Below are 12,794 nucleotides of genomic sequence, written 5' to 3'. Positions count from 1 at the left end.
GCGGCCGGCGCCGACGGCGCCGCGCCGTGTCGGGAGCCCCCATGCCTGATCTGGTGCAACTCCGTCCGGAAGGCCTGTACTGTCCGGCCGGGCAGTTCTACATCGACCCCTGGCGGCCCGTGGCCGCCGCGGTGCTGACGCACGGCCACGGCGACCATGCGCGCGCCGGCATGGGCTGCTATCACACCAGCGCGGAAGGCCTGCCGATCCTGCAATGGCGCCTGGGGGAGCAGGATTACCGCGCCCACACCTACGGCGAGCCGTTCGTGCTGGGCCGTGCGCGCGTGTCGCTGCATCCGGCCGGCCATGTGCTGGGCTCGGCCCAGGTCCGCATCGAAGCCGACGGCCAGGTGTGGGTGGTCTCGGGCGACTACAAGCGCCAGCCCGATCCCACTTGCAGCCCGTTCGAAGTGGTCGCCTGCGACACCTTCATCACCGAGGCGACGTTCGGCCTGCCGATCTACCGCTGGCCCAGCGCCGCCGACGTCGCACGCGATATCGTGCGCTGGCGCGACCACTGCGCGGCGCGCGGCGAGGCCGCCATTCTCTACTGCTATGCGCTGGGCAAGGCGCAGCGCCTGCTGGCCGAGCTCAAGCCCTGCATCGACCGGCCGGTCTACCTGCATGGCGCGATTGCCGCGGGCGTGGACGTGTACCGGCGCGCCGGCATCGACATGGCCGACACGCGCCCGGTGATCGAGACGGACGGCGCCGCGCCCCCGCCGGGTACGGGTTTTGCTGGAGAACTGATCATGGCGCCGCCTTCGGCGGCCGGCAGCGCCTGGTTGCGGCGCTTCCGCCGGGCACAGCAGGGCTTTGCCTCGGGGTGGATGCGGCTGCGCGGCAACCGGCGTCGCCGCAACATGGATCGCGGCTTCGTCGTGTCCGACCATGCCGACTGGCCGGCCCTGTTGCGCACCATCCGCGAGACCGGCGCGCGGCGCGTGATTGCCACGCATGGCGACACCCATGCGCTGGTGCGCACCCTGAACGAGGCCGGCGTGGCCGCCGAGACGCTGGCGACGCAGTACGGCGACGATGACTGAGGCCGGCGCACGCCGGAAGGAGGAGCCGCGCATGAGCAGATGCCGTCCGATCCCCGGTCCGCGCGCGGCTGCCTGCAGCGCCGGCAGGCTTGGCGCGGAAATAGGGACCGCGGCATGAAGCGATTCGCGGCGCTGTACCAGGAACTGGATCGTTCCACCGCCATCCTGGACAGGCGCGCGGCGCTGGTGGCCTATTTCCGCGATGCGCTGCCGCGCGACGCGGCCTGGGCGCTGTACCTGCTGGCGGGTGGCAAGATCACCAGCGCGCGCCGCAAGATCGCCGCCGTGGGCGAGTTGCGCGCCTGGGTCGCGGCGGCGTCCGGCACGCCGCCCTGGCTGGTCGATGCCAGCTACGACCAGGTCGGCGACCTGGCCGAGACCCTGGCGCTGCTGGTGCCCGACCCGGAGCGGCCCGCGCCCGAACGCGGGCTGGCGGACTGGATCGAGGAAGTGCTGTTGCCGGTTGCCAATCGCGACGAAGCCGAGCGCCGCGCGGTGATCGTGCCGGCCTGGCTGGGCTTGCCGTTCGACGAACGGCTGGTCTTCAACAAGATGCTGACGGGCGCGCTGCGCGTGGGCGTCTCGCAGCGCATGGTGCAGCAGGCCCTGGCGCAAATGTCGGGCGTGCCGATCGCGCGCATCGCCCAACGCATGCTGGGCGCGTGGACACCCAGCCCGGCTTTTTTGCGCGACCTGCTCAGCGCGGAAGAGCTGCCTGGCGACCGCCAGCAGCCGTATCCCTTTTTCCTGGCCGCGTCGCTGGAGGGCGATCCGGCCGGCCTGGGCCCGATCGATGAGTGGCTGGTCGAGTGGAAGTGGGACGGCATCCGCGCGCAGTTGATCCGCCGCCATGGCGAGGTGGCGCTGTGGTCGCGCGGCGAGGAGCGCCTGGACGGGCGCTTTCCCGAAGTGGAGGCGGCGGCCGCCGCGCTCGATGTCGACTGCGTGCTGGACGGCGAGCTGCTGGCGTGGCAGGACGACGCGGCCGCGCCGATGCCGTTCGCCGCCCTGCAGACGCGCATCCAGCGGCTCAAGCCCGGGCCCCGCTGGCTGGCCGAGGCGCCGGTGCGCCTGCTGGCGTACGACCTGCTGGAGCTGCAAGGGACCGACTTGCGCGAGCTGCCGCAAGCCGAACGCCGGCGCCGTCTGGCCGCGCTGCTGCGGCGCCATCCCGACCCGCGTCTGGCGCTGTCGCCGCTGGTGGCGCCGGCCAGTTGGGAGCAGGCCGCCGCGCTGCGCGCGGAATCGCGCGAGCGCGGCGTGGAAGGCTTCATGCTCAAGCGCGCCAGCGCGCCTTACCAGAGCGGGCGGCGGCGCGGCGACTGGTGGAAATGGAAGGTCGACCCGCTGACCATCGATGCCGTGCTGCTGTACGCGCAAGCGGGCCACGGCCGCCGCAGCACGCTTTATACCGACTACACCTTCGGCCTGTGGCAGGGCGATGCGCTGGTGCCGGTGGCCAAGGCGTATTCCGGCCTGGACGACCAGGAGATCCTGGAGCTGGACCGCTGGCTGCGCGCGCATACGCGCGAACGCTACGGCCCGGTGCGCGCGGTCGATCCCGCGCAGGTATTCGAGCTGGGCTTCGAAGGCGTCAGCCTGTCGAAGCGCCACAAATCGGGCGTGGCGGTGCGCTTCCCGCGTATCTTGCGCTGGCGGCGCGACAAGCCGGCCGCCGAGGCGGACCGGCTCGAGACGCTCAAGGCACTGGCGCGATGAAGGGCCCGTCGCGCGCCCGGGATGCGCCGCTGGCGGCCTGGTTCCAGGCGCGCGGCTGGCGGCCCGCGGCTTTCCAGCGCGCGACCTGGCGCCGCTATCTGGCGGGCCAGTCGGGCCTGCTGCATACGCCCACCGGCAGCGGCAAGACACTGGCGGCGTTCGGCGGGCCGCTGCTGGAGGCGCTGGGCGAGCCGGATACGGCGCGGGCCGCGGGCCAGGGGCCGCGCGTGCTGTGGGTGACGCCGCTGCGCGCGCTGGCGGCCGACACCACGCGCGCGCTGGCGCGGATCGCTGCGGACCTGGCCCTGCCCTGGGCCGTCGCGATGCGCACCGGCGACGCCAGCGCGCGCGACAAGCGCCTGGCCCGCCAGGGCAAGGCTGACGTGCTGGTGATCACGCCCGAATCGCTGGCGCTGCTGCTGTCCTACCCGGACACGGCGCCGCGCTTGCGCGCCCTGCGCTGCGTGGTGGTGGATGAGTGGCACGAGCTGCTCGGCAACAAGCGCGGCGTGCTGCTGCAGTTGTGCCTGGCGCGCCTGCGCTGCCTGTCGCCGCCGCTGCGCACCTGGGGCCTGTCGGCCACGCTGGGCAACCTGGACGAGGCGCGCGCGGTGCTGCTGCCGCATGCGCCGGACGGCGCGCTGGTGGCGGGCGCGCGGCCCCGCAAGATCGTCATCTCGACCTTGCTGCCGGAGCCCGGCCGCGCCTTGCCATGGGCCGGGCACCTGGGCCTGGTGCAACTGCCGCGCGTGTTCGAGCGGCTGTTCGCGGTGCGTTCCAGCCTCTTGTTCACCAACACGCGCGCCCAGGCGGAGCTGTGGCACCGCGCGCTGGAATCGATCTGGCCCGAAGACCGGGCGACGCTGGCGCTGCACCACGGTTCGCTGGACCCCGCGCTGCGCGCCACCGCCGAGCAGGGCTTGCGCGACGGCACGGTGCGCTGTGTGGTGGCGACCTCCAGCCTGGACCTGGGCGTGGATTTTCCCGCGGTGGACCAGGTGCTGCAGATCGGCAGCCCCAAGGGCGTGGCCCGCCTGCTGCAGCGGGCCGGCCGCGCACGGCACCGTCCGGGCGCAGCTGGCCACGTCATCTGCGTGCCCGCGCAGGCGCTGGAGCTGATCGAATACGCCGCCGCCCGCCAGGCCATCGCGCGCGGCGCCATCGAGTCGCGGCCGCCGCCGCGCGGCAGCCTGGATGTGCTGGCCCAGCACGCCGTGACACTGGCCCTGGGCGGCGGCTTCGAGGCCGCCGCCTTGTACCGGGAAATCACCGGCACGCACGCCTATGCCGGCCTGGACGCCGCCACCTGGCAAGCCGTGTTGGACTTCATCGTGCAGGGCGGCCGCGCGTTGGAGAACTATCCGGAGTTCCGGCGCGTCGAGCGCGAAGAGGACGGCTGGTACCGCGTGCACGACCGCCGCGTCGCCCTGCGCCATCGCCTGTCCATCGGCACCATTGCCGCCGACGGCGCGGTGGCGGTGCGCTATTTGCGGGGCGGGACGCTGGGCTCGGTGGAAGAGGGTTTCCTGGCGCGCTTGCGCCCCGGCGCGGTTTTCCAGTTTGCCGGCCGTGCGCTGCAATTGGTGCGGCTGGAGGGCATGACCGCCTATGTGCGGCGCGCCAAGGGGGGCGACGGCGCGGTCGCGACCTGGCAGGGCGGACGCATGCCCTTGTCGACTCAACTGGCGCGCGAAGTGGAAGACCTCTATGCGCAACCCGGCGCGCACCGCGAAATGCGCGCAGTGGCGCCGCTGTTGCGCATCCAGCAGGGCGCCAGTGCGCTGCCGCGCCGCGACCGCCTGGTGGCGGAGCGCATCGGCACGCGGCGCGGCATGCACCTGTTCCTGTTCCCGTTCGCGGGGCGTGCCGTGCACGAAGGCATGGCGGCGATGCTGGCGCTGCGCTGGGGCCGCCGCCATGCGAACACGTTTTCCTATGCGGTCAACGACTATGGCCTGATGCTGACGCTGGCCGCGCCGGCCGCCCTGGACGAGGCGCTGCTGCGCCAATTGCTCAGCCCGGCCGGCATGGCCGAGGACTTGCGCGACGGCGTCAACCTGGGCGAGCTGGCGCGCCGGCAATTCCGCGAGATTGCCCGCGTGGCGGGCCTGCTGACGCCGTCGCTGCCGGGCCGCGCGGCTCGCTCGCTGCGCCAGGTGCAGGCCTCCAGCGGCCTGCTGTATGACGTGCTGCGCCGCTACGATCCCGAACATCTGTTGCTGGCGCAGGCCGAGCGCGAGGTCTTCGAGTTGCAACTGGAGGCGCCGCGGCTGCTGGCGGCTTTGCAGGATTGCGAGCGGCGCGTCCTGGCGCTGCGCGAGCCGCGCGCGCTTACGCCGCTGTCGTTTCCGCTCTGGACCGAGAGCCTGCGCGGCCAGCTCAGCACCGAGACCTGGCAGGCGCGCGTGCGACGCGCCGCGGCGCAACTGGAGCAGCGCTATGCCGACATCGCCTGACCAGGCGCTGGCCTTGCGGCTGGCCGGCGAACCGATGGTGCTGATGGGCGAGCGCGCCCTGTACTGGCCCGCGCGCGGCCGGCTGGTGATTGCCGACCTGCACCTGGGCAAGAGCCATGTATTCCGCCGCGCCGGCATTGCCGTCCCCGGCGGCGCCACGCAGGACGACTTGCGGCGCCTGGCGCGCCTGCTGGCCGCGACGGCCGCGCGCGAGCTCTGGATCGTCGGCGATGTGCTGCACGGGCCGGCCTCTCAGGCTGGCTGGCGCGACCGCTGGGCGTGCTGGCGCCAGGCGCATGCCGGACTCGACGTGGCGGTGCTGAACGGCAACCACGACCGCGCGCTGCAGGGCGCGTCGCTGGGCGTGCGCCAGTTGGGCGAGGCCTGGGACGACGGGCCGTTCCTGTTCCGCCATCTGCCGCATGCCGATCCGCGCGGCCGCCATGTGATCGCCGGCCACGTGCATCCCAAGGTGCGCCTGCCGGGCGTGCCGCGCAGTTGGCCGGCGTTCTGGCTGCGGCCCGGGGTGACCGTGCTGCCGGCGTTTGCCGATTTCTCGGGCGGACACCTGGTCGGCCCCGGGCCCGACGAGGCGGCGGTGGCCTGCGTGGAGGGCGCCGCCGTGCCCATCGGGGTAGGGCGCTGATCGGCGCCGGGCCGCCGCCGGCTCAGGCACGGACCGCCCTGCTACCCGATTGCCGCCGCCCCGCCGCCCAGTGCAAGGCCAGCGCCACCGCGAGCATGAGCGCCATCACCAGGCCCCAGATGATCCAGCCCACCACCGCGATCACGGTTCCCAGCCCGCCGAACGCCGGCAGGATCTGGTTCACGCCGTTCAGCAGCCACGCCGCGGCCGCCTGCAGCGATTCCAGCAGCCTGGCATCGGCCCAGGGCTCCGCCCAAGCGGGCGGCGTCCATGGCGCGGGTTCTGCCAGCGTGCCGGGCAGGCGCGACGAGGCCACGGTGTTCAGCAGCCAATCGGACAGCTGCAGGGTGAGGGCGACCAGCCCGGTCCAGAGCACGGACAGGACGGCAAAAGCGAGCCAGATTATCTTTTTCATTGAAATCGGGTTTCCGGGAAAAAACGCAAACCCTACGATACCCGGCTTTTGCATGACAGGCGCAGCCGCTTGCCGGGGCGGGCCGTCGAGCGGCGCCCTGCTATTCTTCTTGCAAGACTCTTCTTTTACAGTAGCGGTTCCGAATGTGAGGTTCTCATCAAGGAGGCGTGCATGAATATCCGATTCAAGAAGGCCAGTCTTGCCGTGGCGACCGCGTTGGCGCTGGGAATGCCGCTGATGCACGGATGCGCAGCCAGCAGCAGCGATCCGCGCGTCGTGGCCGCGGTGGAGGACAAGCCCTTCTATGACTGGTTCAACAAACTGACGAGCCAGGTCGAGGCGGATCCGAAATACAAGCGCATTCCTATCGACACCGAGGCGCAGCAAAACGAATTCCTGGTCTGGCTGCACGACGCCTACCGGCACAGGATCTCCAAGCAGGAATTCGCCAGCCGTGTCAATGCACAGTACCCCAACCACGATTACGAAACTTCTTTCATTGTGTCGCGGCTGCCGTAACATCGGGCGCACGTGGCGCGGCGACGCCGCCGCGCCGGCATGACTGGAGGGCGAGATGAATCATCGGATGGCGCGCCGCGTCGGCGGCGCCGCGTTGCTTGGCGTCGCGATGGCGGCATGGGCCGGGGCCGGCCATGCGGATCCTTGCGACGGGTTGACGGTTGCCATGAATGCGGACAACCACAAGACGTATGCCACGGCGGCCGCGCGCGGGCTTACCGTGCCGGTCCGGCCGGCCTCGGTCAAGATGGAGAAACTCTATCGCGATGGCGCGTGGAGCGCGGCGTGGCTCGACATACCCGGCCAGGAGCCGGGCGTGTTCTTCTTCCAGGACCGGGACGGCGCGCCGCGCTTCAAGGAAGTCTGGGGCGGCATGGCCGATGCTTCCGACCAGCCGGACCTGGTCAAGTGGGCCAGGCAACTCGGCGCGCCCGAAGGCCTGGCGCGCTGCTTCGCGCAGGCGGTCACGACGGACTGACCCACGCGGTCGCAGGAGGACCAAACCCATGGCAAGCAAGACACCCGTCAAGGCATCCAAGGCCGCCAGCCGCGGCCCGGCCCGGCAGGCGGACGCCGGCCCGGTCCTGCTCTCGGGCGGCAATCCGCAGATCGCCAAGGCCGACGGCGATGCGCCGGTGCAGGCCTACATCGCCGCCATGCCGGGCTGGAAGCGGGACATCGGGCGCCGCCTCGATGCGCTGATCGTGCGCACCGTGCCCGGCGTGCGCAAGGCGGTGCGGTGGAACTCGCCGTTCTACGGCGTCGAGGGCCGCGGCTGGTTCCTCAGCTTCCACTGCTTCACCAAGTACATCAAGGTGACCTTCTTTCGCGGCGTGGCGCTGCAGCCCATGCCGCCCGGCCCGTCCAAGGATCCGGACACGCGCTACCTCGACATCCATGAAGATGCCGGGCTGGACGAGCCCGCCGTGGCGGAATGGATACGGCAGGCCTCGCAGCTGCCGGGCTGGGAATTCGGCGCCAAATGAGGACCGGTGCCGGTCAGTCGGGGATTTCCGGCTCGACCAGCTTGGCCAGCTGCAGCAGCGATTCCTGCCAGCCCAGGTAGCACATTTCCGTGGGGATGACCTCGGGTATGCCTTCCTGCACGGCGGTGAGTTCGGTGCCGCAGGCGACCGGGCGCAGCGAGATGGTGACGTGCATGGCGCCGGGCAGGCTCGGGTCGTCGAACTGGTCCGTATAGCGGATCTTCTCGAACGGGACCAGTTCCAGGTATTCGCCGCCGAACGAATGGCCGTGGCCGGTGCCGAAGTTGCGGAAGGACATCTTGAAGCTGCCGCCGACCTTGGCTTCCATGTGGTGGACCTGGCAGGTGAAGCCATAGGGCGGCAGCCACTTGGCGAGCGCGTCGGGTTCCAGGAAGGCGCGGTAGACGCGCTCCGGGGTGGCGCGCAGGACGCGGTGCAGTTGGACGGTTCCGGTAGTCATGGTGGTTCGCCTCTCACAGTGGGGGATGTATTCCTACGACGATCCGGCCGCGCCGATATCGACACGCACTCGACTAGGGAAAACCCTTGGTACGGTGGGCCGGGCCGCTCAGGTACGCGCACAACATATCCGCCATGGCGTCCGCGTAGGCCGCGATCTGCCCCGGCGTGCGCGGGCTTTCGGAGAACTGCTTGCCGGCCGCGGCGAGCGTCGTCATCACCAGGTCGCCGGCCAGGGTCCGGCCAGCTTCCGTCGCGTCGGGCAAGAGTTCCCGCATGAAGGCCTGCACGGCGCGCGCGCCCGATGCCCTGGCCGCCCGCGCTTCCGGGGCATCGCGATACAGGGGCGCGGCATCGTTCAGCGCCACCCGCATGGCGGCCTCGTCGCATTCGGAACGAATGAAAGCGTGCACCAGTCGGCGCAGCCTGTCGAGCGGCGGCTGCCGGACGTCTTCCAGGATGCCGCACAACAGTTCGGTGGTCTGCCGCCATTCGTCGCTCTGCAGCCGGAACAGAATGGCGGCCTTGTTGGGGAAGTACTGGTACAGCGAGCCGATGCTGACGCCCGCCTTCTCGGCCACCCGCGCCGTGGTGAAGCGCTGCGCGCCTTCCCGGGCCAAAACCTGAGTAGCAGCCTGCAGGATCGTCGCGACCAGTTCCGTCGAGCGGGCCTGCTTGGGTTGTTTGCGCGGGGAAATCCGGGTGCTGCGGCGTTCGGTCATGAGGGGCGCGGAATGCGAATAGTAAAACGCGAATAATTAGTCGTATTCTAGTCCGGCACATGAATGCGCTCAAATCCCCATTGGAGAAATGCATGACCACCCTGACCACTGCCCCTGTCGCCCCGCTGCTGGAACGCCTGTTCGCCCAGGCGGACGCGGCATTGCCGGCCATCCGCGCGGCGTTCGCCGACCTGTCCGAGGCTGAGCAGGCACGCCTGATGCGCAGCAAGGCGGACTACGTCGACCTCTACCGGCGCCTGAAGGACGTGCCGCTGCCTGTCTCGCGCGAAACGGGCCGGTTGCTGTACCTGCTGGCGCGCGGCTGCCGCGCGCGCAGTATCGTCGAGTTCGGCGCCTCGTTCGGCGTTTCCACCCTTCACCTGGCCGCCGCGCTGCGGGACAACGGCGGCGGCCGCCTCATCACCACCGAGTTCGAGCCGGCCAAGGCGGCGCGGGCGCGCGAGCACCTGGCGGCCGGCGGCCTGTCCGACCTGGTGGAGCTGCGCGAAGGCGACGCGCTGGAGACGCTGCGCGAGGACCTGCCGCAGGCCATCGACCTGCTGCTGCTGGACGGCGCCAAGGCGCTGTATCCGGACGTGCTGGAGCGGGTCGAGAGCCGCTTGCGGCCCGGCGCGCTCATCGTGGCCGACAATGCCGACCATAGTCCCGACTATCTGACGCGGGTGCGGTCGCCGGCGCGCGGCTATTTATCCGTGCCGTTCGCGCAGGACGTCGAATTGTCGATGCGGCTGGGCTGACGCCGGCGGGGCGCCGGTCCATGGCGGCCTAGCCGCGAGCCGATAAAATCGGCTATTCCCCTGTACGCCGCGCGCCGCCGAGGAGCCGCCCATGGCCCGTACCGACCCCCACAATCTCTCGCGCTACTGGTGGGATCGGCGCACCCCGGGCCTGAGCCTGATGTGCGCCGATTTCACCACCCAGGAATATCCCCCGCATACCCATGACGGCTTCGTGATCGCCGTCACCGAGGCGGGCGGGTCGGTGATCAAGAGCCGCGGCGTGGTGGAAGAAGCGCGTTCCTCCACATTGTTCGTCTTCAACCCGGCCGAGGCCCACGCGGGCTGGATGGGGCGCAGCGAGCGCTGGCGCTACCGCTCGTTCTACCTGACACAGTCGGCGATCGACGCGGTGGCGCGCGGCCTGGGCATTGCCGATGTGCCGTATTTCACCCGCAACATGTTCGGCGACGCCGACCTGATCGACGGCTTCCTGGCGCTGCATCGCGCCCTGGAAGACGGGCGCGACCTGTTCCGCGAACGGGAATTGCTGGTGTCCACTTTCGGGCGCTTGTACCGCCGCCATGGCAGCGGCGGCGGGCGCATCGAGGCGCCGCCGCGCGACCAGGCCGTGCTGCGCCGGGTCATCGACCTGATCCACGAGCGCCATGCCCACGACTTGCGGCTGGAGGACCTGAGCGCGGCCGCCGGGCTGACGCCGTTCCAGCTTATCGGCCTGTTCAAGCGCGGCGTCGGCATGACGCCGCACGCCTACCTGGTGCAGGTGCGCCTGAAGCGCGCGTGCCATGACTTGCGGCGCGGCATGCCCATCGCGCAGGTCGCCGCCGCCACGGGTTTCTATGACCAGAGCGCGCTGACGCGGCATTTCAAGCGCTGCTACGGGATCACTCCGCTGCAGTTCGCGCGGGCCGCGCTGGACGGCGGCCGGCCTGCCTGACGGGCTCGCGCCGCAATTTTCGCCAATACGCGGGGCGCGCGCCGGACCATACTGGCGCAAGCCACCCCATGGAAACCATCATGCCCGCACGCGCTTTCTATCACGAGAACCCCGCCACCCTGGCGCTCGAATCCCGCGTCGTCGATGCCCGGCCCGGCCGGGTCCTGCTGGCCGAGTCGCCGTTCTACCCCGGCGGCGGCGGCCAGCTGGCCGACCGCGGCCTGTTGCGCTGGCACGGCGGCGAGACGGCCGTCGCCGGCTTCGAGATCATCGACGGGCAGGCCTGGATCCTGCTGGCCGACGCCGGCGCCGAGCCGGACGGCGCGGTGCAGGCCGAGGTCGATCCCGGCTTTCGCCAGATGATGCGCGAACTGCACACCGGCACGCACATCCTCAATGCTTTCGTGTTCCAGGCCTTCAATGGCGCCCTGGTGACCGGCGTGCAGATGGGCGACGACGGCACCGCGCGGATGGATTTCGACGTGCCCGGCGCGGACAACGAGCGCATCCGCGCCATCGAAGGCGCCATCAATGATGCAATCAGGCAGAACCTGCCGGTGCGCGACGTCTATGTGCCGCTGGACGAGGCCCGCGCCGAACACGGCCTGATCCGCTCCAAGTCGGTCGCGCCGCCGCCTTCGGCCGATGGCCGTATCCGCATCGTCGACATCGTCGGGCTGGACCGCCAGGCCTGCGGCGGCACGCACCTGAGCGAGACCGGCGCATCGCGGCCGATCCGGATCCTGAAGATCGACAACAAGGGGCGCCACAACCGCCGGGTGCGCATCGGGCTGGTGAACCCATGAGCCAGGGCCATATGCAGCCGGGGCTCGCCGCCGCGCCGCGCGCCCGGCTGCGCCGCACGCTGGGGCTGCGCAGCGCGGTGGCGCTGGGCGTGGGCGGCACGATAGGCGGCGGCATCTTCGTGCTGGTGGGGCACACCGCCGCGGTGGCCGGGCCGGCGGCGCTGCTGGCGTTCGCGCTGGCCTTCGTCGCCGCCCTACTGATCGCCTTGCCCTACGCCGAACTGGCGTGCCGCTATCCGGAGGCGGGCGGCGGCTACGTGTTCGTGCGCGAAGTGCTGGGCCGCGGCTGGGGCTTCATGATGGGCTGGGTCTTCTGGGGCGCCTATTTGTTCGTCAGCGGCTACGTCACGCTGGGCTTCGGCGGTTATTTGCAGGCGCTCACCGGCATCCCGACGCTGTGGGGCGCGGTCGGCCTGGTGATCGCCTGTGCGCTGGTCAATGTCGCCGGCGTCAGGCTGTCGGGCCAGGTGCAAGTGGCCGTGATGCTGCTGGCGCTGGGCGGCCTGCTGGGCTTTTCCCTGGCCGGCCTGCCGTCGGTCGAGGCGGCGCGGTTCGAGCCGTGGCTGCCGAACGGGACGGGCGGCCTGCTGGCGGCCGCGCTGACGGCGTTCCTGGCCTTCGGCGGCTTCGATATGGTGGCGGCGGCGGGCGAAGAAGTCGAACGGCCGGAACGCAACTTGCCGCGGGCCATCCTGGCGACGCTGGCGCTGGTGCTGTTCGTTTATCTGCTGGTGGTGCTGGTCGCGCTCGGCACCCTGGGCTGGCGCGAACTGGGGGCGTCGGCCGCGCCCCTGAGCGCCGCCGCCACGCAGTTTCTCGGGCCGGCGGGCGGCAAGCTGATCGCCGCGGTGGCGGTGTGCACGACCGCCGCGACCGCCAATGCCGTGCTGGTGGTGACCTCGCGCATCAGCTTCGCCATGGCGCGCGACGGCCTGCTGCCCGCCGCGCTGGCGCGCGTCAGCGCCGCGACCGGCGCGCCGTGGGCGGCGGTGCTGGTGTGCGCGGCCATATTGGCCCTGGTCGCGGCGCTTGGCAGCCTGCGCCTGGCGACGGCCGTGGGCGGGTTCCTGTACGTGGCGCATTTCCTGCCGCCGCTGCTGGTGCTGCTCAAGCTGCGCCAGCGCGGCGGGCCGCCGCCGGCTTTCCGCATGCCGTGCCCGGCGCTGCTGCTGCCGCTGGCCTTCGCCATGTCGCTGGTGATGCTGGTGTCCAGCGGGTGGATCGGGCTGCTGGGCGGCCTGGCGTGGATGGCGCTGGGCGGAGTGTTGCAGCACCTGGGCTCGACGGGGCGCGCGGGCTCGAAGCCGCTTTGAGTGGCGGCGGGG

14 protein-coding genes are annotated in these 12,794 nt (G+C 71.2%); 11 read left to right on the top strand and 3 right to left on the bottom strand.

The window, feature by feature from the left end; all coding sequences use genetic code 11:
* Positions 1–41: 41 nt before the first annotated feature.
* From ACKTT0_RS03265 to pdeM, 4 genes are all read left to right on the top strand, one after another.
* On the top strand, positions 42–1,046 hold the full coding sequence (locus tag ACKTT0_RS03265) for a ligase-associated DNA damage response exonuclease (protein WP_407848090.1): 1,005 nt from the start codon (positions 42–44) through the stop codon (positions 1,044–1,046).
* 114 nt (positions 1,047–1,160) lie between these two features.
* Positions 1,161–2,765, top strand: a complete 1,605-nt coding sequence (locus ACKTT0_RS03260; RefSeq protein WP_407848088.1) for an ATP-dependent DNA ligase — start codon at positions 1,161–1,163, stop codon at positions 2,763–2,765.
* The gene (locus ACKTT0_RS03255) at positions 2,762–5,221 is read left to right on the top strand and encodes a ligase-associated DNA damage response DEXH box helicase (RefSeq protein WP_407848086.1); all 2,460 of its coding nucleotides are present in this window, start codon (positions 2,762–2,764) and stop codon (positions 5,219–5,221) included. The genes ACKTT0_RS03260 and ACKTT0_RS03255 overlap by 4 nt, the downstream gene beginning before the upstream one ends.
* Positions 5,205–5,867: a ligase-associated DNA damage response endonuclease PdeM gene (gene pdeM / locus ACKTT0_RS03250; RefSeq protein WP_407848084.1), complete on the top strand. Its 663-nt coding sequence runs from the start codon at positions 5,205–5,207 to the stop codon at positions 5,865–5,867. The genes ACKTT0_RS03255 and pdeM overlap by 17 nt, the downstream gene beginning before the upstream one ends.
* A gap of 22 nt (positions 5,868–5,889) precedes the next feature.
* Here the strand turns inward: pdeM and ACKTT0_RS03245 are convergent, their stop codons facing one another.
* Complete coding sequence (locus tag ACKTT0_RS03245; protein WP_407848082.1) at positions 5,890–6,282, bottom strand: hypothetical protein; 393 nt, start codon at positions 6,280–6,282, stop codon at positions 5,890–5,892.
* A 171-nt stretch (positions 6,283–6,453) separates the two neighbouring features.
* On the opposite strand from ACKTT0_RS03245, the gene ACKTT0_RS03240 reads away from it, so the two are divergent.
* The 3 genes from ACKTT0_RS03240 to ACKTT0_RS03230 are packed head-to-tail and all read left to right on the top strand — an operon-like array spanning position 6,454 to position 7,787.
* Positions 6,454–6,801 (top strand): hypothetical protein, encoded by a 348-nt coding sequence (locus ACKTT0_RS03240; protein ID WP_407848080.1) that lies wholly within the window; start codon positions 6,454–6,456, stop codon positions 6,799–6,801.
* A 55-nt stretch (positions 6,802–6,856) separates the two neighbouring features.
* A complete protein-coding gene (locus ACKTT0_RS03235) occupies positions 6,857–7,279 on the top strand; it encodes a hypothetical protein (RefSeq protein ID WP_407848078.1) in 423 nt (140 codons plus the stop codon).
* A gap of 28 nt (positions 7,280–7,307) precedes the next feature.
* Entirely contained in the window at positions 7,308–7,787 is a 480-nt protein-coding gene (locus ACKTT0_RS03230; protein ID WP_407848076.1) for a DUF1801 domain-containing protein, read from the top strand.
* 13 nt (positions 7,788–7,800) lie between these two features.
* Here the strand turns inward: ACKTT0_RS03230 and ACKTT0_RS03225 are convergent, their stop codons facing one another.
* Both ACKTT0_RS03225 and ACKTT0_RS03220 read right to left on the bottom strand, forming a co-directional pair.
* Positions 7,801–8,247 (bottom strand): SRPBCC family protein, encoded by a 447-nt coding sequence (locus ACKTT0_RS03225; RefSeq protein WP_407848074.1) that lies wholly within the window; start codon positions 8,245–8,247, stop codon positions 7,801–7,803.
* Positions 8,248–8,320: 73 nt separating this feature from the next.
* Positions 8,321–8,968: a TetR/AcrR family transcriptional regulator gene (locus ACKTT0_RS03220; protein WP_407848072.1), complete on the bottom strand. Its 648-nt coding sequence runs from the start codon at positions 8,966–8,968 to the stop codon at positions 8,321–8,323.
* A gap of 92 nt (positions 8,969–9,060) precedes the next feature.
* Here ACKTT0_RS03220 and ACKTT0_RS03215 point away from each other — a divergent pair, with 92 nt between their 5' ends.
* The 4 genes from ACKTT0_RS03215 (at position 9,061) to ACKTT0_RS03200 (ending at position 12,782) form a co-directional block, all read left to right on the top strand.
* Entirely contained in the window at positions 9,061–9,726 is a 666-nt protein-coding gene (locus ACKTT0_RS03215) for an O-methyltransferase (RefSeq protein WP_407848070.1), read from the top strand.
* Between the two features lie 91 nt (positions 9,727–9,817).
* A complete protein-coding gene (locus tag ACKTT0_RS03210) occupies positions 9,818–10,663 on the top strand; it encodes an AraC family transcriptional regulator (RefSeq protein WP_407848068.1) in 846 nt (281 codons plus the stop codon).
* Positions 10,664–10,743: 80 nt separating this feature from the next.
* Complete coding sequence (locus ACKTT0_RS03205) at positions 10,744–11,469, top strand: alanyl-tRNA editing protein (protein ID WP_407848066.1); 726 nt, start codon at positions 10,744–10,746, stop codon at positions 11,467–11,469.
* Positions 11,466–12,782: an APC family permease gene (locus ACKTT0_RS03200; RefSeq protein ID WP_407848064.1), complete on the top strand. Its 1,317-nt coding sequence runs from the start codon at positions 11,466–11,468 to the stop codon at positions 12,780–12,782. Before ACKTT0_RS03205 ends, ACKTT0_RS03200 begins: the two co-directional genes overlap by 4 nt.
* The last annotated feature ends 12 nt before the right edge of the window (positions 12,783–12,794 follow it).

The sequence above is a fragment of the Bordetella saccharivorans genome (assembly GCF_045862855.1).
GTDB classification, from domain to species: Bacteria; Pseudomonadota; Gammaproteobacteria; order Burkholderiales; family Burkholderiaceae_B; genus Bordetella_A; species Bordetella_A petrii_F.
The sequence above is the reverse complement of the archived record's forward strand: the minus strand, read 5'-3'. Positions and strand labels throughout refer to the sequence as shown.

Coding starts and splice junctions, on each gene's coding strand:
- ACKTT0_RS03265 (WP_407848090.1), top strand. CDS start 42: ATGCCTGATCTGGTGCAACTCCGTCCGGAAGGCCTGTACTGTCCGGCC.
- ACKTT0_RS03260 (WP_407848088.1), top strand. CDS start 1,161: ATGAAGCGATTCGCGGCGCTGTACCAGGAACTGGATCGTTCCACCGCC.
- ACKTT0_RS03255 (WP_407848086.1), top strand. CDS start 2,762: ATGAAGGGCCCGTCGCGCGCCCGGGATGCGCCGCTGGCGGCCTGGTTC.
- pdeM (WP_407848084.1), top strand. CDS start 5,205: ATGCCGACATCGCCTGACCAGGCGCTGGCCTTGCGGCTGGCCGGCGAA.
- ACKTT0_RS03245 (WP_407848082.1), bottom strand. CDS start 6,282: ATGAAAAAGATAATCTGGCTCGCTTTTGCCGTCCTGTCCGTGCTCTGG.
- ACKTT0_RS03240 (WP_407848080.1), top strand. CDS start 6,454: ATGAATATCCGATTCAAGAAGGCCAGTCTTGCCGTGGCGACCGCGTTG.
- ACKTT0_RS03235 (WP_407848078.1), top strand. CDS start 6,857: ATGAATCATCGGATGGCGCGCCGCGTCGGCGGCGCCGCGTTGCTTGGC.
- ACKTT0_RS03230 (WP_407848076.1), top strand. CDS start 7,308: ATGGCAAGCAAGACACCCGTCAAGGCATCCAAGGCCGCCAGCCGCGGC.
- ACKTT0_RS03225 (WP_407848074.1), bottom strand. CDS start 8,247: ATGACTACCGGAACCGTCCAACTGCACCGCGTCCTGCGCGCCACCCCG.
- ACKTT0_RS03220 (WP_407848072.1), bottom strand. CDS start 8,968: ATGACCGAACGCCGCAGCACCCGGATTTCCCCGCGCAAACAACCCAAG.
- ACKTT0_RS03215 (WP_407848070.1), top strand. CDS start 9,061: ATGACCACCCTGACCACTGCCCCTGTCGCCCCGCTGCTGGAACGCCTG.
- ACKTT0_RS03210 (WP_407848068.1), top strand. CDS start 9,818: ATGGCCCGTACCGACCCCCACAATCTCTCGCGCTACTGGTGGGATCGG.
- ACKTT0_RS03205 (WP_407848066.1), top strand. CDS start 10,744: ATGCCCGCACGCGCTTTCTATCACGAGAACCCCGCCACCCTGGCGCTC.
- ACKTT0_RS03200 (WP_407848064.1), top strand. CDS start 11,466: ATGAGCCAGGGCCATATGCAGCCGGGGCTCGCCGCCGCGCCGCGCGCC.